This is a genomic window from Chromatiales bacterium (assembly GCA_014323925.1).
In the GTDB taxonomy this organism is placed as follows: Bacteria; Pseudomonadota; Gammaproteobacteria; order Poriferisulfidales; family Oxydemutatoraceae; genus SP5GCR1.
This window is the reverse complement of the sequence record JACONC010000005.1, coordinates 26017-49620: the sequence shown is the minus strand read 5'-3', so window position 1 is coordinate 49620 and position 23604 is coordinate 26017. Positions and strand designations below refer to the sequence as shown.

The window sequence follows — 23604 nt, the reverse complement described above, 5'->3', positions numbered from 1 at the left end:
AATTTTAGTCAACCCTATATCTATATTAAACATCGCGCGATAACCGCATGCTGTTGCGTATCATCATCAGAGCATGAAAACCAACCGCAACAACTCTCTTTACAAATACTCCCGCAACATCAACTCGGCGATTTGTACACTGTTGGTCGCCGCACCTTTGCGTAAATTATCTGCCACCACCCATACATTGAGCCCATTGGGATGGGAAATATCCTTACGTATACGCCCAACCCAAACCGCATCCTGATGATCCGCTTCGGTTACAGCTGTTGGATACCCGCCTGCGACACGCTCATCCAACACCTTAATGCCAGGCGCTTTCTCCAATGCCTCACGAGCGGCGACCTCATCTACCTGTTGCTTGAACTCTATATGTATTGCTTCCGAATGTCCGTTCACCACTGGGATACGCACGGTCGTGGGATTCACCTTAATCTGCTCATCCCCCAAAATCTTTTGCGTCTCCCAAACCATCTTCATCTCTTCCCGTGTATAGCCGTTGTCCATAAAACAATCTATCTGTGGCAACGCATTGAACGCAATCTGCTTCGGATAAACTTCAGTCTGCACCACCTCACCATCCAACTGCATACGAGTTTGTGCCAACATCTCATCCTGTGCACGCCGCCCGCCGCCCGAAACCGCCTGATAAGTAGCAACATTCACTCGGCTGATATCGAACAAATCGTGCAGCGGCTTCAACACCACCACCATCTGTATCGTCGAACAATTCGGATTAGCAATAATCCGCCGCGGCGCATAATCTGCTGCCGCATGCGCATTAACCTCTGGCACCACCAGCGGAATATCTGCCTCGTTGCGAAAACGCGAAGTATTATCTATTACAACATTACCCGCATCTGCTGCGCGCGGCGCATAAACATCTGACACTGAAGCACCTGCTGAAAACAGTGCAATACTCGTGCGCGCAAAATCAAAATCATCCAGCAGACCAATCTCGCAATCCTGCCCCCTAAACCGCACAACACCACCCGCCGACCGCCTGCTCGCAAGCGGATACAACTCATCTACTGGGAAATCCCGCTGCTGCAGAACCTCAAGCATGACCTCACCGACTGCCCCAGTGGCACCGACAACTGCTATATTGACTTTTTTCATCTAGATATACAATGCGTAAATGTTAATTGAGCGACGCGCAAGGAGACCTTAAGCACTTGCCAGCGGATATCCCCACATTACACCATCAGCCATCCTTATATTTTTCAGTTTGCGAGATAAAACCAACCAATGGCTTCCTCACAAAATCAAGGTATTATCGCATAAGGACAAAAATTGGAGAAATTCGTTGGCAAGAATATTGCTGCTACTTTTTTGTCTTAACCAGAAAATTGTGCTGTTTAGATTAAAGTGAGGGTGCCCTTAGTCGATAGTGGACGATCGACTGCAAGTCTAGTAAACAGCAATATTATGCTTGGGCAAGAGATCCTTTAAGACATAATAGCGGTGAAAGGCGGCTGCCTGATGAAAACGGTAGACATTCGTGTCAATACCCTCGCTAGATGATGTGGCATTATGAAATCCTTCTTTCTCCTCCTCCCACAGACTCGCTTCATATTTGGTTTCTTTCGCTTCACCCTCTTCAGGAGCATATACGGTCCTTTCAGTAATCGCCTGCTTCCATTTATCTATGCGCTCTTCCTTAGCACCTTGAAATTGGATAATCTTTTCTACCTCGCCTTTGATATTTTCAAACGGCACAATCTCTGGTTGTTCGTATCTCTCTCGTGCAAATTCACTTAAGTAGCCGTGCAATTTTTCGCACCCTTCAAGATAGGTTTGCGGATTATTGCGATTAGATAATTTATCAGCACGCGCACGCTCAAACTCAACTTGCCAGTGTAAAAAAGGTCGGTCGGGATAGGTGACAACGCCCGCATGTCCTAAAGCACCAGAACCTGCTTCCGCTACAGAACTTTTTATCCCCGCGAAAAAATTATGCACTTGTTCTATTTGTTCTTTGTACTTTTCAACAAAGGCACTGTGTTTACCTTTAATGTACTTTTCTATCCGCGACCCTGATTCAACATTAAAAAACTTAAAAGAGTCCGCCTTTACCGCGTTGTATTCGGAACTAATCCCAGAGAATCCATAGTGAGAGAATGTATCCATATAGACATGGGCAGCAATGCCGATAAGTTCTAGTGCAAAGGTTTTTTCTTTTGCCTTAGCAATATGGTGCGTGATCATCTCTTGGGCGATTTCGCTATCTTTAACGCAGAGTAATTTCTCTGCTAAAGTTTTGCCCATGCCACCCGGTATAAAATGAAACGGCACCCATACTCGGCGTTGCGCTTCGCGATCAATAACACTGTTTGCCGCACTTTTCAAAGCATGATGCGCAGTTGCAATACCGTAGAGCAACCCACCGTCTTCATGTTGTTCGCTATCTTGCTGGGTGGAATCGTCTACATATTGAGCAGCATAAGCAATGGTATGGGCGTCGTTCATCGGAACTCCCGCCGCTCTAGTGATAACATAGGTACCCCAAAAGTGCATATCTTTTTGCATGGTTCACCTCCAATGGTTTTAATTTTTGAACCTATCCAAGTTTTCTTACATTATATATAATGATACTGATAGAGAGGGTTGCTCTTATTGAGGAGTACAGCGATCGGTATTGCAGGCATATTTCCGCATGCGTTCCGAAGGATCGGTAGTTAAAATGATAAGCAAACGAACATTGGCGAAACTACAAGCAATCATCCCGTATCAAGAAAAGCAAAAGTGTATTGCCGATTACTATACATTAGAACGGAAAAATCAGAGATGGAAATAGCTACGGCAATGACCCGCATCCACCAAGAGATAAGAGATAAACTACTAATAAGGCAATAACAATGGAACAAACGACTATTAAACAGCAAGACATCAACAATGCGGCGTGGTCGGCTTGCGACACTTTCCGCGGCGTAGTAGACGCAGCCAACTACAAGGACTATATTCTGGTGATATTATTTGTCAAATATATCTCCGATGTATGGCAATACCACTATGATGCCTATAAGCAACAGTACGGCGACGATGATGCGCGTATTCTCCGCAAGCTAAAGCTAAAATGGTGTGTTTTGCCCAAAGGGTCAAGTTTTTACGATTTATATAATCAGCGCAACGAACCAAATATCGGTGATATTATCAATCAGGCATTGGGTGCCATTGAGATCAAAAACAAAGAAAAGTTGGGAGGCGTATTACGCAAAATAGACTTTAATTCCGAAACCTATCTTGGTGAGGCTAAGGATAAAAATCGGCGACTGAAAACACTGCTGGAGGATTTCAACAAACCCCAGTTGGATATGCGCCCACCTCGGGTCTCGGAAGATGTCATCGGCAATACCTATATCTATTTAATAGAACGCTTTGCCTCAGATGCCGGCAAGAAAGCGGGAGAGTTCTACACACCACACAAAGTATCCGAACTCGTTGCCAAGCTGTGCAAGCCGAGTGCCGGTGCGCGCATCTGTGACCCGGCCTGTGGGTCGGGCGGACTGCTGATTGAAGCAGCAAAGGTAGTCGCAAGCCCTGACTATGCACTCTACGGCATGGAATCAAACATTATCACTTGGGCGTTGTGTCGTATGAACATGTTTCTGCACAGCAAAAGCTCAGCAAGAATAGAGTGGTGCGACACTCTCAAGGATCCCAATCTGGTAGATAAAAATCGTCTAATGAAGTTTGACAACATCGTTGCTAACCCACCTTTTTCTATGAAAAAATGGGGTGCTGAAGATGCTGCGAACGATCCCTACAATCGCTTCTGGCGGGGTATACCACCCAAGTCAAAAGGCGATTATGCGTTCATCAGTCATATGATTGAAGCAGCTACAGAGAAAAAAGGCCGAGTTGTAGTCGTTGTGCCACACGGTGTTTTATTTCGCGGCGCATCTGAAGGACGCATTCGCACCAAACTGATAGAAGACAACCTGCTGGACGCAGTTATCGGCTTGCCAAAAAATCTCTTTCCAACCACATCTATTCCAGTTGCTATCCTTATCTTTGATAGGTCGCGGGAAAAATACGGCAAAAATCAACACCGCAAAGATGTCTTATTCATAGATGCCAGCCGCGACTATCAAGCCGGTAAGAACCAAAACAGCCTGCTGGATGCACACATAGACAAGATACTGAAAACCTACGAAGCCCGCCGAAAGGTTGATAAATATGCCTACCTAGCTGACTTGGACGCAATCAAAAAAAATGACTTTAACCTGAACATCCCCCGCTATGTAGACACCTTTGAAGAAGAGGAAGAAATAGATATTGATGCGGTGCAAAATGAAATAGACACAATGGAAAATGAACTGAGTGCAGTGCGAACAAAGATGAGAGAACTACTGAAAGGGATTGATAGATGAATCTGCGCATGTACAGGTGATGTATTTACAGATTGGTGAGAGATGATGAAAAAACAAATATTACCAAAAGGATGGCAAGAAATGAGACTGGGTGAAGTGGCAGTTTTTAATTATGGCCAATCATTGCCAAAGCAGAGGAGGATTTTAGGTGATGTACCAGTGTTTAGTTCTGCTGGATTAATTGGAAAGCATAATGAACCATTAGTAAAAGAGCCGGGAATCATTATTGGTAGAAAAGGAACAGCAGGCTCCGTTTATAAGAGTGACATATCATTTTTCCCTATTGATACTACTTTTTATATCTCAGAACGAAACACAAAATGTGATTTACATTTTCTTTACTATTTGCTCAAGAATCTTGGGTTAAATAGTTTAAATTCAGATTCTGCGGTGCCTGGTTTGAATAGAAATATTGCGTACGCACAAGATATAAAAATACCCCCTCTCGCCGAACAAAAAGCCATCGCCTCTCTATTAGAAACATGGGACACAGCGATTGAAAAAACCGAAGCCCTAATCGCCGCAAAAAAAAAACAGTTTGAGTGGTTGGTAAATTCTCTAATCAACAAATCCGATCATAAAATGACCCGTTTACTAAACTTTATTGAGGAAGTATCAATACGCAACAAAGATAATCAGCTAGACCGTGTCCTAAGCGTTACTAATCATAGTGGTTTTGTGCTACCTGAAGAACAATTTGAAAGACGAGTTGCTAGTAGCAATGTTTCTAACTACAAAATTGTTAAACGCAGTCAATATGCATACAATCCAGCCCGTATTAATGTCGGTTCAATAGCCAGGTTAGATAATTGGCATAACGGAATAATAAGCCCGATGTATACAGTTTTCAAATTGAACCCAGAGAAAATTGAGAATGATTACTTTTTATATTGGCTATCATCCGACGAAGCCAAGCAGCGAATTAAAAATAGCGAACAAGGCAGCGTCAGGAAAACAGTCAGCTTTGATAGTTTGAGTATTATTCCGATTGCCTTGCCCGATATCAAAAAGCAAAAAGCCATTACTCAAATTCTCAATACCGCCCAACAAGAAATTACTTTACTGAAACAATTAACAGAACGATACCGCATACAAAAACGCGGCTTAATGCAAAAACTACTCACCGCCAAATGGAGGCTAATATGATTAAAAAAATCACACTGAAAAATGTAGCAACTTATAAGGATGAGAACCCTGAACCTATAAAAACAAACAAGGATATTAACCTTTTTTATGGACTTAATGGTACTGGAAAGTCGATCTTATCTGATTATCTTAGGTATGAAGCAAATAATAGAGATGAAAGTAAAAACCCACCTGATATAGATTATGGTGACTGCTCTATAGAAGGTTTTGAGGATGGAGAAAAGATATTAGTCTATAACCAAAATTTTATTGAAGATATTTTTCAAAGCATAGAAGGATCACAAAAGGGTATTTTTACTTTGTCTTCACAAAATAAAGCAGCTGAAAAAGAAATTGAAAAAGCTAAAAAGGAAAAGGAAGAACTTCAAAAACGTTTGAGTAATCAAGAAGCTCTAAAGAAAGATTTAGAAACCGAAGAAGCTAATTTTAAGGTAGCAGCTCGTGACAAAATCTGGGAGATAATTACGAATTATTCTGGAAAAGATAGGCCTTTAGATTTTTGTGTAGCAGGCTTTAAAGGAGATAAGAAAAAACTATTTAAGCATATTATAAATATCTCTAAACCTGAAACAAAACCTAGTAAAACTGTAGAAGACCTTGAAAAGGAAGCTCAGGCATTGCAAGATGGGCAAACTATTAAGCCACTCAATAGCATGGAACCAAAAGACTTCGCAGCTATTGAAAGAAATACTATTTTTCAAGAACCTATTACAGGTAACCAAGATAGCCAGATAAAAGAATTAATTACACAGTTAAATAATTCCGATTGGGTGCGTCAGGGTGTCTGTTATATAAATGAACCTGACGATATAACAGAAAATGAGCAATGTCCTTTTTGTCAGGAGAAAACTATCAGTAAAGAATTAGCCAACGAGATAAAGAATTATTTTGATGAGACTTATGAACAACAACTAAAAAACTTAAGGCAATTAAGAGAACGATACAACGAAAGTAAAAATAGAGCTAACAGCCTCAAAGGAGAGTTTGATGACAATACCTATATACAAAAAGATGCTACAAATAAAACTGATTTTAATAGCCTACATGCAAATCTATTAAGAAAAATAGACGCCAATTTACAAAAAATTGAAAATAAAATTAATACCCCAAGCCAAAGGATGGAATTACAAAGCACCCAGGGAAATATAGAGAAATTAAACCAAGCGATAAACCTAATAAATCAAGATATAGATAAGCATAATCTACAAATTCAGAACATAGCGCAAACTAAAGAAGATATTAAGAATATATTTTGGCAAATAATGCGCTGCGACTATGATCAAACGATAACCAGATACCAAGAAGATACAGGCGAGATAAAGAATAAGATAGGGAAAACGGAAGCCAGTATAAAGGAATCAAAAAAGGAAGTTGGCAAGCAGAATGAAATTATTCAGGAGGCACAGCGCTATACATTGAATATAGAAGATGCTATTTTTAGTATAAACAATAGGCTCCGTGAACTCAACATGGAAGGTTTCAAGATTGAGAAACATGAACAAAAAAAAGAACATTACAGGGTTGTCCGAAACGGACAAAATAAAAATGCTTTTAAGACTTTAAGCGAGGGTGAAAAAATGATAATTAGCTTTCTTTATTTTATAGAATTATGTCTAGGAAGGGAGAAACCAGATGAGGTAGATAAAAATAAAATAATTGTTATTGATGACCCTATATCCAGCTTATCTCACATACATATATACAATGTAGCTATGCTTATCAAGGAAAAATTTTATAGAAAGAACAACACTGATGGAAAGAACTACCAATTATTTATATTGACTCACAGTTTATATTTTTTCCATGAACTAAAGATAAACGAAAGCAATGCAATAGACTATTTTAGAGTTATAAAAGGTAAGCAAGGATCCCTCATTGAACCCATAGACGAAAATGACATACAAAATGAATACCAATCATATTGGCAGATAATTAAAGATTCTTCAGAAAAAGTAACCAGTGCCTTATTGGCGATTAGTATGAGGAACATACTTGAGTATTTTTTCGCGTTCTTCCTCTGTGAGAAAAAGAAACTACACAAAATACTGGAATCTATGGATTCAAAAAAATACGGAGCATTTTGCCGATACATGAATAGAGAAGCACACTCTGATGCTACGAATATTTGCGATAATAGAGAAATAGATACTGACGTATTTAGAGAAGCATTTAGGCAAGTTTTTATAGAAACTGGCTATAAAGAACATTATGAAAAATATATGAGAAAGAAATCCTGAACTATACGATGATAACCGCATTAGTTAATACTAAAAGGGGGGACCAGTCTCGCAGAGAAAGTTACTGAAGGAGGCAATGGCACTGGTTACGGACGACTATGGCACACAGTAGTATGGGGTTATCAAAGGTTTTGATTATAGTTGTTCAGTATCAGTATAGGGTTATGTTATGTCGTTAAAAATTGATGAGTTGCGATCGTCGCAGATTCCGGCGTTGCAGTTGTTGGCGAAACTGGGTTATCAGGTGTTGCCGCCTGCTGCGGCGTTGGCGGTGCGTGGCGGCAGTACGGGCAATGTGTTATTGGAGAGTATCTTAACTGAACAGCTGCACAAGATTAATCGTATCCACTATCAGGGGCGAGAGTATCTGTTCTCGGAGGCGAACATTCAAGAGGCTGTGCAGAAATTTAAGGGTGTGCGGCGTGACGGGCGAGGTAAAACACAGGAAGCTATTTATGACTACATTACATTGCCGGTATCTTTGACGCAGACGGTGGAGAATAATACGCGAAGTTTTGACTTAAACTACATTGACTGGAAGGATATAACCAACAATGTGTTTCATGCGTTGCCTGAGTTTGCGGTTGAGCGTGCACATTCAAATGCGCATGCAAGACCTGATATTGTGCTGTTTATCAACGGTATTCCTTTGTGTGTAATTGAGTGTAAATCGCCTGAGGTTGAAGTAGAGGAAGCGATTTCTCAACATATCCGCAATCAAGGTACGGATTATATTCCCAATCTATTTGCTTATGCGCAACTTGTTTTAGCGGTCAATAAAAATGAGGCGGAATATGCAACCGCCGGTACTTCGGAAAAATTTTGGAGTGTATGGCAAGAGCTCGAAGACAAAGATGACGATATCCAAGCGTTGGTCAATCAACCTTTGTCTGCCGCACAAAAGGAGGTTTTGTTTACTGATGAGTTTGCACAGTGTCGTCAACACTTTGACGAGATAGACGCCCAGGGTGGCAGGCAACTCACTGAACAGGACAAGGCGATTTATAGTTTATGCCGACCTGAGCGGCTTCTAGACCTGACCTATCGTTTTACTATCTTTGAACACGGTGCTAAAAAAATTGCCCGCTATCAGCAATTTTTCGTGGTGCACAATGCCTTAAAGCGAGTCAAGCAATACGATGGCAACCGTCGTGAAGGCGGCATCGTATGGCACACACAAGGCTCAGGCAAGTCGTTGACTATGGTGATGATGGTGAGAGCATTGATATCAGATACAGAAATTAGCAATCCGCGGATTTTACTGGTCACCGACAGGACCGATTTGGATGAGCAGCTGGGAAATACATTTAAGCAATGTGGTCTGGAAAGAACACGAGCAACTACGGGTAAAAATTTAACGACCCTTCTCAAAGCAAAAACACCGATTATTACCACCGTCATACATAAATTTAATACGGCATTAAAGGCACAGGATTATGTTGACGACGATACCAATCTGTTTGTGTTGGTGGATGAAAGCCATCGCACAAACTTTGCCTTCTTTGCTGCGAAAATGAGGAAGATGCTACCTAATGCGTGTTATATTGGTTTCACCGGCACTCCGCTGATGAAAAAAGACAAAGACAGTTTTCGCAAATTCGGCCGCTTGATAGAACCAAGTTATCCCATTGAACAAGCAGTGAAAGATAAAACTATTGTGTCGCTACTATACGAAGCCAGGCATGTTGGAATAAAACAAGACCAAGCGGACATTGACTTGTGGTTTGAGAGGCACACCGATGATCTATCGGATGAACAGAAAGCCGATTTGAAGAGAAAATATGCGCGTGCGCGGATGCTCAATAAAACGGAGCAAGTGATCTATGCGCGTGCGTGGGATATTAGTATGCATTTTAGGGAAAACTGGCAGGACACTGAGTTCAAAGCCCAGCTGGTCGCACCCGACAAGCTCACAGCCATTAGATATCACCACGCATTAGAGGATATAGGATGTGTTAGTTCGGAAGTGGTTATCTCGTCGCCAGATACGCGCGAGGGTCATCAAAAAATAGATGATGACTCAACCGCTGAAGTCGTCAGATTTTGGAGAAGAATGATGAATCAGTACGGCACGCCTCAGGAATACGAAAAGCAAATTATTGACCAATTCAAATACGAGAGAGAACCGGAAATTATCATCGTGGTGGATAAACTCTTAACCGGTTTTGATGCACCTAGGAACACGGTGCTTTATTTATGCAAGAACTTAAGAGAACATAGCTTGCTACAAGCCATCGCTCGCGTCAATCGCATCTATGAAGGCAAAGACCATGGCTATATCGTTGACTACGATAGAGTATTGGCGGAACTGGATAAAGCATTAATAATGTATGATGCTTTTAAGGACTTTGACGAGGAGGATATTGCCAAGGCACTGATTTCTATCAGAGAAGAAATAGATAAGTTGCCGGTAGCGCATGCCGCTTTGTGGGATATTTTCAAAGAAATAACAAACAAAAATGATAACGAAGCATTTGAGAGACTGCTTGCTGATCAAAATAAACGCGACGATTTTTACGAGTGTCTGACCGAATATAGCAAAACTCTCGCCATTGCCCTATCTAGCGATAAGTTTTTATCCGAGATTGATGAGCAGGAATTAGACCGTTATAGAGGTGACCTTAAGCATTTTATGAAACTGCGCAAGTCCGTTCAGTTGCGCTACGCCGAAAAAATAGACTTTGGTGTTTATGAAAATAGAATAGAGAAACTTCTGGATAGGCATATACACGCGGACAGGGAAGTGATACAAATAAGCGAACCAATTGACATAATGGACGAGCGGTCGGTCAATGCGGTGATGAAGGATAACCCTATCCACGATCAGTCGGTGAGGTCAACCGCAGCTAGAGCCGATGCCATTGCACACGCAACGAAAAAGACCCTTAAAGAGAAATTTAAGAACCAAGACCCCACCTTTTATGAAAAGTTCTCAAAGTTGATTCAACAAGCAATAGACGATTTTAGGCAAGGGAGAATCATAGACACAGCCTATTTGAAAATCGCAATGGATGTTCGCAATCAGGTGAGTTCCAACACCCGCGACGATGTCCCTGAAGCGATACGTGAAAACCGCGAGGCTTGCGCTTACTTCGGCGTGATGCAATCTCATTTTAAGGGGCTGGCTGACGACAAACTTGCCGAACAGGCAGCATCAGAAACCGCTTTGTACATTCAAAAGATTTTGAACGAGAATACTATAGTGGATTTTTGGCGCAATTTTGATGCCTGTAATTCTATCAAAAGCGATATAGACGACTACCTATCCGATGATGTCAAAGCAAGATTTAACATATCGCTACCAGGGGAACAGGTGGTTGATATTATCAGCCGAGTCATGAAAATCGCTGAAAGCAGACGCAGCACATGACCCAGCCCATCGCTTGCACGATACACTACGGCGAAACCGTTATCAACTACGAACTATTGCTAATGGACCGAAAGTCGCTGGAGATAGCGGTACATCCTGATAAGCGAGTGGTCGTTAAAGCACCTGCGGTCTACTCTATAGATACTATCCGTGCGCGCGTTGCCAAACGGGTACGCTGGATTACTAAACAAATCGCATACTTCAACCGCTTTGAACCAAGAACACCACCGCGACAATATGTCGGCGGTGAAAGTCATCTCTATTTGGGCAGAAAATACCGCCTCAAAATTTCCCTCGCAAGCAGAGACCAAGTGCTGTTAAAGAGCGGCTATTTCTATATACAATGCATCAGGTCCGACCCAACCTACATACGCAAATTGATGACAACATGGTATCAACGCCACGCCTTCGTCTATTTAACCAAGATGGTAGACAACTGCTGGAATAACTTTGACCAAGCGACACACATAAAACCCAAACTCAGAATCCAATGGCTTAAAACAAGATGGGGCAGCCTCTCTCCCAGAGGACAACTCACACTCAACACCGACTTAATCAAAACCCCCAAAGAATGTATAGAATATGTTATCGTCCACGAACTCTGCCACCTCAAACACCACAATCACAGCAACGAATTCTACCGCCTGCTGGACAGAACCATGCCCGACTGGCTCACCCGCAAACACAAACTAGAAATGGCACTGTCTTAAGAGCAGTGGCAGATAGAACCGATGTTGATAATACAATTTTGATAGCATGATTAAGACTTTGTTAGAATTATTTCCCTCAACATAATATGTACTCTCATAAACCCTTAAATGAAAAAAAATTATTTGATTTTCTGCAAAGAAATAACGGAATAGAGCGGATTACGTGGACTAGACATGCTAAGCAACGTTTAATCGAGCGTGGTATTATCATGTCTGATATACTGTATCTCCTCAGACACAAATTTGAACTGATAAGCCTTGATGAAACCACTAGATCTGATGAGGGCTTATACAAGTATAAAATTGCTGGTTACACACCTAACTCTGGAGGTAAAAGAATATGCATCGTAATTATACCCAGCTTAGAGCGTTGTGCTGTTAAACTAGTAACCGTGATGTGGGAAAATGAAAGCAGAGAGTAAAGAAAGATACCATTACACTGAGTGTGGGCTAAAAAATGTGTATATTGATGGGTTGCATTTTGCTGATGACGATGGCGAGAAGGTGATAACAATTCCTAATATACATGCTTTACACTGGTTAATTGCTAAGGACATTCTAGAGTCCAAATCTATCAATGGAGATGAGATAAGATTTTTGAGGACTGAGATGGGCTATACCCCTAAAGAATTGGCAAAGGAGCTGGAAATAGCTGAAAGAACGCTGAAGTCTATGGAAAATGGTAAGACTACAATTAAAGAGTCAGTGGAACTGAAATTACGACAATTAGGTTTTTCTCTATTGGTAGTTCCAAAGTGGAATGTCTACAGCACGCCACCCAAAAGAAGAACTAGGCAAATAAAGGCTATTAGAAGCAGAACATCTATCAGCACATATAGGCTAGACCAGACTGCTTAACAGAGTTAAGGTCGTTTTTTCAGCACCTTATCAAATATGCATTATGTCGGCGCACTGCTCTAATGCGAATATCTTGGTGGCACACACTTAATTTGCATACTTAATTTGCACACTTAATTTGGTGGGGTGCCTATAGATTTATAAGGCTCTGGGGTTTTGATATTATGCACTTACTCGGCGAGCAGTTGGCTTATCGCCTGTTCTATGATGCGGGCGCGTTGGCTGCCTTCGTGGGTTTCGCCAACATAGTGGTGGCGGATGTTTCCTTGTTTATCTACCACATAGAATGCCGGCCAGTAGCGGTTGCGCATGGCTTGCCAGTAGCGGTGATCGTTGTCTATGACAACGGGGTGATGTAATCCGAATTCTTTGATTTTTTCGGCTACTTTACTGCGGTCTCGTTCGTGGTCAAACTCAGGGGTGTGCACACCAATGACGATAAAATCCTCGTCTTTGAAGCGGGCTTCCATAGTGTTTAGCCACGGGAAAGAGCGATAGCAATTCCAACAGCTGTAAGTCCAAAAATCAATGAGTACCACTTTGCCTTTTAGGTCTTCCACTTGTAGCGGCGGAGAATTGAGCCAGTCAATCGCTTCTTGGGTATGAAATGGCGGTAATGTTTTGGGATGGTCGGATAAGGTGATGGAGGTCGAGGGCGGCATCGTGCCGATAAATATAATTGCCACGCACAAGCAAAAGGTGACTGCCTTCATCCAACTAGAGAGCAGTGTGCGTGCCGCTGCATAGAACCGCTTCGTTAATTTTTTCTCTGTCAATTTTTTCTCCACTAATTTTTTCTCCACTAATTTTATGCCTACTATTTTATGAAAGTATCATAGTACATCATATAGTCGCTATGTTAAGCACTCCATTGTGCTGCCAGTTGATTGGGTAATCCGCCATATAAATCCTGTGTTAAATCGGACTGCCAGTATTCTTTTGTGTCAACATCCATAAGGGTCAGTTTGCCGCTCCAGCCGGCACCGGTATCTAAATCCCAGATGTTGCATACATTTAGCGGTTCTAATGTTTCAAAGTGTTCGGTTGTCGTATGACCGATAAATATATCTTTATACTTGCCTAATTGGCATGCGGTGTTGGTGGTATGTTTTTCCCATGCCGTATCAATAAGCGTTCTATCCCAAATAAACATTTTTGCAGTATGCTTGTTAAGCGGCACATCAGGCTTGAAGCCACCGTGCACAAAGAATTGCTTGTTGCGTTCAATCCAAAGTTCTCCGCCTCTTAAAAACTCAATATGCGCTTTCGGCATAGGTTCGCCATCATACGAAGCGATGGTTCGCGCACCGCCTTGGCGAGTCCATATTTCAGGCATCTCACCTTTCAGCGCCCAGTCCAATGCCCATATATCGTGATTACCGATGACCAAACGACAATGCTTAATTTTTAATAACTCATCTATGCATTGCTTGACTTGCGGATAACCATCACAAACATCGCCCAACACAATCAGTTGATCCTCCTCATAATCAAACTGAGACCTGTCAAAGCACTGTAGCATTGCCTTGTGCGTGCCGTGTATATCACCAATAGCAAGCGTTCTCATTGGGGCATCAGATAGTTTGACAGCTTTGCCCAAACATTAGCCCGCTACAGCTTGGTTGTAATAGCGTACGACAGCATCGCCCATCTCGGCGGTGGATACTGCGTTGCTGCCGGCGGCGATGTCTGGTGTGCGATGGGTTTCTAGTGCTTGGGCGACTGCTTGTTCTATGCGGTCTGCTGGGTCGGACATCTCCAGAGAATAGCGTAGTAGCATAGCAAGCGACAAAATCGCTGCCAGTGGATTGGCACATCCGCGCCCAGCTATATCGGGTGCGGAACCGTGCACCGGTTCGTACAAACCTTTATTTGAACTGTCTAGAGAAGCCGACGGTAGCATGCCTATTGAACCGGTTAGCATCGCTGCCAAATCGGATAGTATGTCGCCGAATAGATTAGAGGTGACAATTACATCAAACTGCTTGGGTTCACGCACCAACTGCATCGCTGCATTGTCTACATAAAGGTGGGTCAGTTCAACATCGGAATAGTCGGATCTTAAACTTTCGACGACCTCTCGCCACAACTCAGACACTTCCAATACATTTGCTTTGTCAACTGAGCACAACCGCTTACCGCGCATCGCCGCCGCTTGGTATGCCATACGCGCAATGCGCATTATCTCATCCTCATTGTAGACCATCGTGTTGTATGCCTCGTGTAGATGGTCTTCGTTATAATGTTTGCCGCGCGGTTCACCGAAATAGATGCCGCCAGTCAATTCTCGCACTATCAAAATATCCAGCCCTTCTATCAGGTCAGTGCGCAAGCTAGAACGGGTTGCCAGCGGCTTAAACAACATCGCCGGCCTCAAATTAGCGAACAGGCCTAGCTCTTTGCGTATTGCCAACAACCCCTGCTCCGGGCGTGCCTCGCGTGGCAATTTCTCGTATTGGGGGGCGCCCACCGCGCCCATCAATATCGCATCAGACGACCGCGCTGCCGCCAAAGTCTCGTCGGGCAATGGTTTGCCGCAGGCATCGTAGGCTGTGCCACCGATTAATCCTTCGCTATACGCAATGTTTAGCCCTTCGCTTTGCAGACACTTGATGAGTTTAACGGCCTCGGCAATTACTTCGGGACCTATGCCGTCGCCAGGCAGTAATAAGATATGTTTAGCATCGGCCATGATTTACAGTATCCTAAGGACTATAGTTAAAGAGGATTTATTATACATGCCTTGTGTAAGATGGGCAGTGCCTGCCGAACTCTGTTACTGTTTTTAACCATAACATTTTGCTGTGTGATGTTGCGAGACGACACGCTACGCATGCCGGTGGCTCACCACATAGGTTTGTCGCGATCGTTTAATGGTGGGTGGCGTGCTTTGTGCAACCAAGCGACTTATTCCGCAAACAACCATGGTGTGGTTTGTCGGCGCTTGAGTTCGTAGGCACGGATTTTGTCAGCGTGTTTAAGGGTCAGGGCAATTTGGTCTAGACCTTCCAGCAGGCATTGTTTATCAAAGTCAGCGATATCAAAGTGCCATTGCGACTGGGCATCGGCGACGGTTTGGTCGGCTAGGTTGATGGTTAGGGTGTAATTCGGGTCGGCAGTGTTGTCAAATAAGGTTGCAATAGTTTGTTCATTGAGCACGACAGGCAATAAGCCGTTTTTGATTGCGTTGTTATAGAAGATGTCGGCGAAGCCAGCGGCGATAACTGCTTTCAAGCCGTAATCGATCATTGCCCAGACTGCGTGTTCACGCGAGGAACCGCAACCGAAGTTGGCTCCGGTCAATAAAATCTGCGCGTCCTTATAATGTGGGTCGTTGAATATGCAGTCTGAGTTCTGTCGTCTTTGTGCGTTATCAATGGTTAAATCGCCAGGGTCTAGGTATCGCCAATAGTCAAATAGATAGGGTCCTAAGCCGCTGCGTTTGACTGATTTTAGATACTGTTTGGGGATGATGGCATCGGTATCAACATTGGTGCGATCCAGCGGTATGACGATGCTTTGAATGCTCTGAAACTTTTGCATTAGTCTATATTCCAGTGGCGGATGTCAGTGAAGTGCCCGTTGATTGCTGCTGCTGCTGCCATCGCCGGACTCACCAGATGAGTGCGCCCACCTTGACCTTGGCGGCCTTCAAAGTTGCGGTTAGAAGTTGACGCACACCGTTCACCACGACTCAAACGGTCGTCGTTCATACCTAGACACATTGAGCAGCCTGGATTTCGCCATTCAAAACCAGCACGGGTAAAGACGGTGTCCAGACCTTCTTGTTCGGCTTGGTGTTTGACCATCTCCGAACCGGGGACGACGATCGCTTGTTTGATATTGCTTGCTAGTTTTTTATTGTTGACGATGCGTGCAGCGAGCCGCAAATCTTCAATTCTAGAATTCGTGCACGAACCGATAAAGATCTTATCCAGTCGTATGTCTTGCATCAGCGTGCCGGGCTGCAAATCCATATAAGCCAGTGCTTGCCGCCAATTCTTTGCTTTGTTCTCATCGCTCTGCTCATCAGGGTTCGGCACCGCATCGTTAACTGAGACGACCATCTCTGGTGAGGTGCCCCAAGTAACCTGCGGTGGCACATCGTTTGCGTTGATCGTATGTTCGGTGTCAAACGCCGCATCAGCGTCGGAATGTAATGTCTCCCAGCTACCTAGTGCTTGCTCCCACAATAAATTTTTAGGGGCAAGGGGGCGACCTTTCAAATAATCGGCAGTGCACTGGTCAAAAGCAATCAGACCAGCGCGTGCGCCCGCTTCTATGGTCATATTGCAAATCGTCATACGCGCTTCCATAGATAGTTCACTGATAGCACTGCCGCTATACTCTATTGCATAGCCAGTGCCACCGGCGGTGCCGATGTTGCCGATGATCGCCAATATCAAATCTTTGGCATTGATACCCAACGGTAGCGAGCCTGCTATGTTGATGCGCATATTTTTGAGCTTAGCAGTCTTCAAGCACTGGGTTGCGAACACATGCTCGACATCGGAGGTGCCGATACCCATCGCCAAAGTTGCAAAAGCTCCGTGCGTGGAAGTGTGAGAATCACCGCAGACTATCGTCATCCCTGGCAAGGTCGCGCCCTGCTCGGGTCCGATAATATGGACGATACCTTGGCGCATATCGCCGAGTGGGTAATATCGGATGCCGTGTGTCGCGCAATTTGTTGCCAGCGTCTCCAGTTGCAACCGCGAAATAGGATCGGCAATGGTGGTGTTCTGGTTGCGGGTCGGCACATTGTGGTCAGGTACTGCGATGATGCTGTCCTTACGCCATAAGTTGCGTTTGGACAATGCCAAGCCCTCAAAAGCCTGCGGTGAGGTGACCTCGTGTACTAAATGTCTATCGATATAAATGAGAGCATCGCCACTAGGCTCTTCAAAGACTAGGTGATCTTGCCATAGTTTGTCGTATAAAGTCAGTCCAGCCACTGTGATAACCCATTATGATTGAACCATCCTGTATTGCACCTGCTTGGGCGATGCCGATTAGTGCGCGTCAGGGTTATAGAAGGCTGCGGTGATTGATTTTTTCTTCGGCCAAAAAGTCATATCAGGATGTTTTTCGTGCAATTCCTCAACACGCTTTTTAGCCTCTCCGAAGCTCATTTCTTCGTCATAATAATAGCCAGCTTCAAACTTATATTTGTATCTCCAACCTATGATGAAGCCTGTTTCGTCATTTTTATGATGTAAAGTATCTTCCATTTTATACTCCTTGCTTTGTTCAAAATCAAAATTGTCCTTTCACCAGCATGGCTCTATTTCTTGCGCCGCACTTTGTAAGATGCAATGTCGGTTATCACTTGCTCGCAGGGTATATTTTCAATCGCACCATAGTGCTCGTACAACTGTGCAACCAGCGACGATATATCTGCAATATCCCGTTGGGCGTCGCCGAGTAATCTCTGCAATCCTAACAAACCTCCATATTGTACCTTAATATAAAAGCTCTGCGGTACTCGCAATAAATCGTCGCTCGCCCCATAAGCTGCCAAGCCTGCTTGCTTCAAGTGTGCATGCAATTCACAGCAGCGTATGCTGGCAGAGTTTGACTGGCAGGCAATGGCTGCGCCATCTCGGCGAGTCACTCCGACACCTAATGCGCAGGCAAAATCTTGTTTAATTTGCGGCATCTGAAAGGGACATTTATGCTCTTCCATCAAGATCTCAAAGTCGGTTGATACGCCATAACAACTCGTTGTAGCACGCGTTGGGCAGTGGCGTATGGCACCTTTTGATTGTCTCGGTTCGGGTGCACGGTTACGATGGTGCGATTGCCACTACCGAGTACATGCAGTTGTAATAAAGATTGGTTGGCAGGCGTACTATCTATTGATCCGTTGCGCTCGGCGGGTGTTGCTCGGTATTCGACGAGATAAATGCCACGACTGCGGTCACTTGCGCGCACATTCATGTCCGACCGTCGTAGCGTTGCATTCAGACGCCGCCATACTTTGCTAAACGACTGCCCTATCTCAAGCACCGCCACACCTTCGGCGTTCCGAATGCGCAACAGTGTTGTTATATCGCTCAAAGATGCCATCTGCGGATTGGCTATCTCCCTATTGCGGGCGAGATAATCCTTAAACTTAAATAACAGCAGCCTCTCTATATAGGGATCAGGCGGCAATATTCGCCAGCCGCTGCCGATATAGCCAGCTTCGCGCACTGAGAAGAAAACATTGGTAACTGCGTTAGGTTCTCGTTCCAAATTGACCCGTAGCTGATTGCGTAGCCTGATTAAGCCTTGTCGCTTTTGATCTACATTGATTTGTCGTTCTCGCCAACTGGTTTCCATGTTGCCGGCGGCTGGATCGCTTGCGACAACATCAAAGCCACCGAGTTGCAAAAAGCCCTGCAACTCGGGCCACAAGGTCACCGGATCGACATCGACTGAAAGCCATATCACATCACCTTCGCGCTGGACGCGCAAATCTAAACGTTCGGGCAACACCCGGCTATCAAAAGCCATATCGGACATACTTACATTCTCGCTGCCCGGCACACCTATTTTTTTCGAGGCATCCAAAGCGGTTAAGTCGGGCGGCACTTGCAATGCTTTATTGTCCTCTCCCATATACACTCCCTCGCCTAAGCCGGGCAAGCCGAATTCTATATCGTCCATAAAGGACGAACCGTCGGATGAACAGCCGGCCATCGCCAAGCAGCCGCATATACCATATATAATCGCTGCGCATCTTGTTATTCTCATAACTCTATACCGGCGTGTTTCATTGCATCGGCTACCGCTTGACGATGTGTTGCAGACAAAATAGTTAGCGGCAAGCGTATGTCATTGGTCATTAAAGCCATTTGCGTTAGTGCCCATTTGACCGGGATTGGATTGGATTCAAGAAATAAAGCTTTGTGTAACGGTTGCAATAGTTGGTCTATTTCTTCGGCTGATTGGCGATCACCGTTCAGTGCTGCAACACACAAGCGATGCATCAATGCCGGTGCTACATTGGCGGTCACTGATATAACGCCATCAGCCCCTTGCAATATCGCCTCTGCAGCCAGTGCATCTTCACCGCTGTAGAGTGCGAAATCATCACCGCATAAATCTCTAATCTGTTGCATGCGCGATAAGGATACGGTCTCTTTGATGCCAATGATATTGTCAATTTCAGACAATCGTTGGACAGTTTCGGGGAGCATATCGCACGCTGTACGCCCCGGAACATTGTAGAGTATCTGCGGCATATCAACCGCCTCGGCGATACTGCGATAGTGATGGTAAAGTCCTTCTTGGGTAGGCTTGTTGTAATAAGGCGTTACCGAAAGACAAGCATCAGCCTCGGCATGCTCGGCAAACTCGGTTAGTTTTATAGCTTCTGCGGTAGAATTGGCACCAGTGCCGGCGATGACTGCTACTCGCTGTCTCACTACTTCCACTGCGAAATGTAATACTTCGCGATGCTCGTTGATATCAAGTGTTGCCGATTCACCGGTTGTGCCGGCAACTACGATAGCGTCGCTACCGTTTTCTATATGAAACTCTAGTAAATTCTCAAAAGATGGATAATCTATATAGCTACCCTTGATAGGGGTTGCAATCGCTACCATACTGCCTTGGAACTTTACCGACATCGCTTTCAATACATAGATTTGTGTTGTTAATTAATACTACAAACTTATTATACTGTGCTTTGCTGAGCAGCGGCTTCACGCGGCCAAGCTTTCAATATCGCATTAACCACCGTCGCTAGAGGAATAGCGAAGAACACCCCCCACACTCCCCAGATGCCTCCGAATATAAGAATTGCGGAAATGATAGCGACCGGATGAAGATTGACTATTTCCGAGAATAGAAAGGGCACAAGCAAATTGCCGTCAAGGAATTGAATAATCGCATAAGCAACCATCACATAGATAAATTCCGACGAAACACCCCATTGTGCATAAGCAACCATAGCTACCGGCAAGGTGATGATCGCTGCTCCCAAAAAGGGAACTATCACTGAAATGCCGACTAAGAAGGAGAGCAACGGCGCATAATTCAGACCAAGGAATGCAAACACAATCCACGAGACGAACCAAACTATCAATATCTCCAACAGCTTTCCTCGTATATAGTTTGAGATCTTTTGATTGGCTTCTTGCCATACTTGAGTAGTCAATGCGCGATTTTCTTTATGCGGCAACATACCGCTAGCCCAACGCAACAACACATCTTTATCTTTCAAGAAGAAAAACACCAACATAGGCACCAACACCAAATAAACCAAAACGGTTATGAAACCTTGAATTGAAACCAGCAAAGTGCTCAATACACTTTGTGCGATACTGGTGATCTCTTCGCGCATACTGGCAATGAAGTTATTGATTTGCTGATCTTCTATAAGTTCAGGATAGGTCTGCGGCAGTTGCAGTAGTAATTGTTGGCCGCGGCTAACGATGGCGGGTAAATCGCCTAAGAATTGAGTGATCTCTACTGTCATCAGCGGTAACAACACCAATATAATAAACAACAAGATGCCGAGGAACAAAAGATAAACGACGGTAAGTGACGGCATTGACGGAACTTTCCATTGCTTTAATTGTTCAACTGCACCGTCTAATACATAAGCAAATATCGCAGCGATTATCAACGGCATTAATATATCGCCCGCTATATTCAATACGACTACAATCGCCACCAGTAGCACTATCAGCACTACCAGTTGTGCGTTGGATAAAACTTTCTTAAACCACTGTGTTACTAAGGAATCCATTGTTATAAAAGAATATATGATACACGATTTAACAACGATAAATAAATAAAATGGAGACAGCCATATTTGAACTACTCATCTAAACGTAGCGCAGAAAAGTCTACAATACGCATAAATAAGCAATCTATTTGATGCAGTAATGCGAGGCGATTATTTCTTTCTCTTTCATCGTCCGACATCACCAGCACTTGGTCGAAAAAACGATCTATAAGGTCTCGTAGTGGTGTCAAAACTTTTAGTGCTTCAAAATAATTCCTGCTTTCAACCAATGCCTGAACTTGCGGACTTAGCGCAGCGGATGTCTCGTAGAGCCTAGACTCGGCATCGTTGTTTATTATCTGCACATCAACTCCTTTGATAATCTCGCTACGATTGTTTTTTAAGATATTCCGTATTCGTTTATTGGCTGCTACAAGTTCGGTACTTTGTGGTATCTCCATAAACCTTCGCAATTCAACTAGCCGCTGATATATATCGTAGCTATGCAAAGGACGGTCGACGCTAACCGCATCTACTTGATCACCGCTAAAACCACAATCTATAAAATAATGTCTGTGCCGCTCTTTCAAATAATCCAATAACTTGGCAATGCCGTTGTCGGCGATCTCCACTGTATAACATTGATGGCTCTTGATAACCCATTCCGCTAGATCTAAATCCAGTTGGTATTTGCTAAGGATGCGTATGAGTGCTAGGCTGGCTCGTCGTAGCGCATAGGGGTCGCGACTACCACTGGGGTATTCACCGCTACCGAAAATCCCAACCAGAGTATCCAGTCGGTCGGCTATTGCCAGTACGATGGCTATTTTCCCTTGCGGCAATGAGTCACCGGCGCGCTGGGGCTTTGTGTGCTGTAGTATGGCACGGCTTATATCGGCGACCTCACCGTCGCACTCCGCATAATAACTGCCTGCAAACCCTGCCAATTCCGGATATTCGCAGACTATATTGGTGCTGAGGTCAGCCTTACAAAGGCGCGCCGATTTCTTTATCAGTTCAATTTCGGATGCGTTAAAGTCATAGCCATTACCGGTATCCGATAAATGTCGGGCAATGGCAAGCGACAGTGCTGCGATGCGTTCTACCTTATCGGCTAAACTGCCTAAGCGGTGATGAAAAGTCAATTGATCAAGGCTATCGGCATAATACTCTAGCGGATGTTTTCTATCTTGCTTGATAAAAAAATCGGCATCTTTTAGTCTGGATATAGCCACCCGCTGATAACCGCTACGCAACGCCTGGATATCGCTACTTTCTATATTTGATACGACGATAAACTCCGCAGCCAATGCACCATCGGCAGCTAAAACGGTAAAGCATCTTTGCTCTTTTTCTAAGATCTCAGTAATCACCGTCGCCGGTAATTTCAAAAAACTCTGGTCAAAAGATACCAATACTGCAACCGGCCATTCAACAATGGCGGTGGCTTGCGAGAGTAAGTCGTCGTTCATCTGCACATCGCCTGATTGTGCTGCTGCCATCACTTGCGATTTCACTTTTTGCAAGCGCCGGTCAAACGAAGGAATGACCTTGGCTTGCTGTTGCAATATCTTTTCGTAATCATCCGCGTGCGATACGGTTAGAGGTTTGTGACAATGATAACGGTGCCCATAAGTATGGTTAGCCGACGCAATCCCCATCACTTCCAGATCGATCGGCGTATCACCGTATAGTACCAGTAGCCAATGCACTGGGCGTATGAACTCGTAGTCCTCGCTACCCCATCGCATGCGCTTGCCGGCAGGTAGGTGTTCTAGTGTCTGCTCTAGTAGCTTTGGCAGGCAATCTTTTATGCTCTGACCGTTAACGGTTTTTTGCACATAAAGACGTTTGTCTTGTTCAGAGATTTGCAGTTCCGACACTTCCACTTGGCAGGATTTAGCAAAACCTATCGCCGCTGGTAGCGGCTTGCCGTTTTGATCGTATGCTTTTTCTACAAGCGGACCGGTGCGCGTTATCAGCCGGTCGGCTTGTGCCTCTGCTACTGCGTCTAATCGTGCTGCAATGCGCCGCGGCGTCACAAAAGCATGCACTTGCTCGCCGCCTAATCCGGCGTCGTTACATAGCTGCTTCAGGTTAGCTGCAAAAGCCTCACCCAGTTCGGATAATTCGAGCGGCGGGAGTTCTTCGGTGCCTATTTCTATCAATAAATTTTGTTTTTGCATTTTTT

At 44.2% G+C, this 23604-nt stretch carries 20 protein-coding genes; 7 read left to right on the top strand and 13 right to left on the bottom strand.

Annotation, left to right across the window (positions count from 1 at the left end; all coding sequences use genetic code 11):
* Nucleotides 1-99 precede the first annotated feature (99 nt).
* Nucleotides 100-1119, bottom strand: coding sequence for an aspartate-semialdehyde dehydrogenase (locus GDA45_03380; protein ID MBC6413963.1), 1020 nt, complete (start codon nt 1117-1119; stop codon nt 100-102).
* 291 nt (nt 1120-1410) lie between these two features.
* A complete protein-coding gene (locus GDA45_03375) occupies nt 1411-2529 on the bottom strand; it encodes a hypothetical protein (protein MBC6413962.1) in 1119 nt (372 codons plus the stop codon).
* 329 nt (nt 2530-2858) lie between these two features.
* Here GDA45_03375 and GDA45_03370 point away from each other — a divergent pair, with 329 nt between their 5' ends.
* The 7 genes from GDA45_03370 (at nt 2859) to GDA45_03340 (ending at nt 12694) form a co-directional block, all read left to right on the top strand.
* Complete coding sequence (locus GDA45_03370) at nt 2859-4373, top strand: type I restriction-modification system subunit M (protein ID MBC6413961.1); 1515 nt, start codon at nt 2859-2861, stop codon at nt 4371-4373.
* Nucleotides 4374-4415: 42 nt separating this feature from the next.
* Nucleotides 4416-5519, top strand: a complete 1104-nt coding sequence (locus tag GDA45_03365) for a restriction endonuclease subunit S (GenBank protein ID MBC6413960.1) — start codon at nt 4416-4418, stop codon at nt 5517-5519.
* Nucleotides 5516-7756: an AAA family ATPase gene (locus GDA45_03360; GenBank protein ID MBC6413959.1), complete on the top strand. Its 2241-nt coding sequence runs from the start codon at nt 5516-5518 to the stop codon at nt 7754-7756. The genes GDA45_03365 and GDA45_03360 overlap by 4 nt, the downstream gene beginning before the upstream one ends.
* 169 nt (nt 7757-7925) lie before the next feature.
* Nucleotides 7926-11126, top strand: coding sequence for a type I restriction endonuclease subunit R (locus GDA45_03355; GenBank protein MBC6413958.1), 3201 nt, complete (start codon nt 7926-7928; stop codon nt 11124-11126).
* Between the two features lie 8 nt (nt 11127-11134).
* The gene (locus GDA45_03350) at nt 11135-11836 is read left to right on the top strand and encodes a M48 family metallopeptidase (protein ID MBC6413957.1); all 702 of its coding nucleotides are present in this window, start codon (nt 11135-11137) and stop codon (nt 11834-11836) included.
* Nucleotides 11837-11922: 86 nt separating this feature from the next.
* Nucleotides 11923-12258 carry a DUF4258 domain-containing protein gene (locus tag GDA45_03345; GenBank protein MBC6413956.1) on the top strand — a complete coding sequence of 112 codons (336 nt, stop codon included), beginning with the start codon at nt 11923-11925 and terminating at the stop codon, nt 12256-12258.
* Nucleotides 12242-12694: a helix-turn-helix domain-containing protein gene (locus tag GDA45_03340; GenBank protein ID MBC6413955.1), complete on the top strand. Its 453-nt coding sequence runs from the start codon at nt 12242-12244 to the stop codon at nt 12692-12694. Before GDA45_03345 ends, GDA45_03340 begins: the two co-directional genes overlap by 17 nt.
* Nucleotides 12695-12864: 170 nt before the next feature.
* Here the strand turns inward: GDA45_03340 and GDA45_03335 are convergent, their stop codons facing one another.
* From GDA45_03335 to GDA45_03285, 11 genes are all read right to left on the bottom strand, one after another.
* On the bottom strand, nt 12865-13497 hold the full coding sequence (locus GDA45_03335; GenBank protein MBC6413954.1) for a redoxin domain-containing protein: 633 nt from the start codon (nt 13495-13497) through the stop codon (nt 12865-12867).
* 56 nt (nt 13498-13553) lie between these two features.
* Complete coding sequence (locus GDA45_03330; GenBank protein ID MBC6413953.1) at nt 13554-14261, bottom strand: metallophosphoesterase; 708 nt, start codon at nt 14259-14261, stop codon at nt 13554-13556.
* 36 nt (nt 14262-14297) lie between these two features.
* Nucleotides 14298-15386, bottom strand: a complete 1089-nt coding sequence (gene leuB / locus GDA45_03325) for a 3-isopropylmalate dehydrogenase (protein MBC6413952.1) — start codon at nt 15384-15386, stop codon at nt 14298-14300.
* A gap of 215 nt (nt 15387-15601) precedes the next feature.
* A complete protein-coding gene (leuD, locus tag GDA45_03320) occupies nt 15602-16237 on the bottom strand; it encodes a 3-isopropylmalate dehydratase small subunit (GenBank protein MBC6413951.1) in 636 nt (211 codons plus the stop codon).
* Complete coding sequence (leuC, locus tag GDA45_03315; protein ID MBC6413950.1) at nt 16237-17649, bottom strand: 3-isopropylmalate dehydratase large subunit; 1413 nt, start codon at nt 17647-17649, stop codon at nt 16237-16239. The genes leuD and leuC overlap by 1 nt, the downstream gene beginning before the upstream one ends.
* Nucleotides 17650-17706: 57 nt before the next feature.
* Nucleotides 17707-17925, bottom strand: coding sequence for a hypothetical protein (locus GDA45_03310; protein ID MBC6413949.1), 219 nt, complete (start codon nt 17923-17925; stop codon nt 17707-17709).
* Between the two features lie 53 nt (nt 17926-17978).
* Nucleotides 17979-18380, bottom strand: coding sequence for a hypothetical protein (locus tag GDA45_03305; protein ID MBC6413948.1), 402 nt, complete (start codon nt 18378-18380; stop codon nt 17979-17981).
* Entirely contained in the window at nt 18380-19432 is a 1053-nt protein-coding gene (bamC, locus tag GDA45_03300; protein MBC6413947.1) for an outer membrane protein assembly factor BamC, read from the bottom strand. Before bamC ends, GDA45_03305 begins: the two co-directional genes overlap by 1 nt.
* On the bottom strand, nt 19429-20310 hold the full coding sequence (locus GDA45_03295) for a 4-hydroxy-tetrahydrodipicolinate synthase (GenBank protein ID MBC6413946.1): 882 nt from the start codon (nt 20308-20310) through the stop codon (nt 19429-19431). The genes bamC and GDA45_03295 overlap by 4 nt, the downstream gene beginning before the upstream one ends.
* Nucleotides 20311-20357: 47 nt before the next feature.
* Nucleotides 20358-21434, bottom strand: a complete 1077-nt coding sequence (locus tag GDA45_03290) for an AI-2E family transporter (GenBank protein ID MBC6413945.1) — start codon at nt 21432-21434, stop codon at nt 20358-20360.
* 71 nt (nt 21435-21505) lie between these two features.
* Nucleotides 21506-23599, bottom strand: coding sequence for a glycine--tRNA ligase subunit beta (locus GDA45_03285; protein ID MBC6413944.1), 2094 nt, complete (start codon nt 23597-23599; stop codon nt 21506-21508).
* Between the last annotated feature and the right edge of the window lie 5 nt (nt 23600-23604).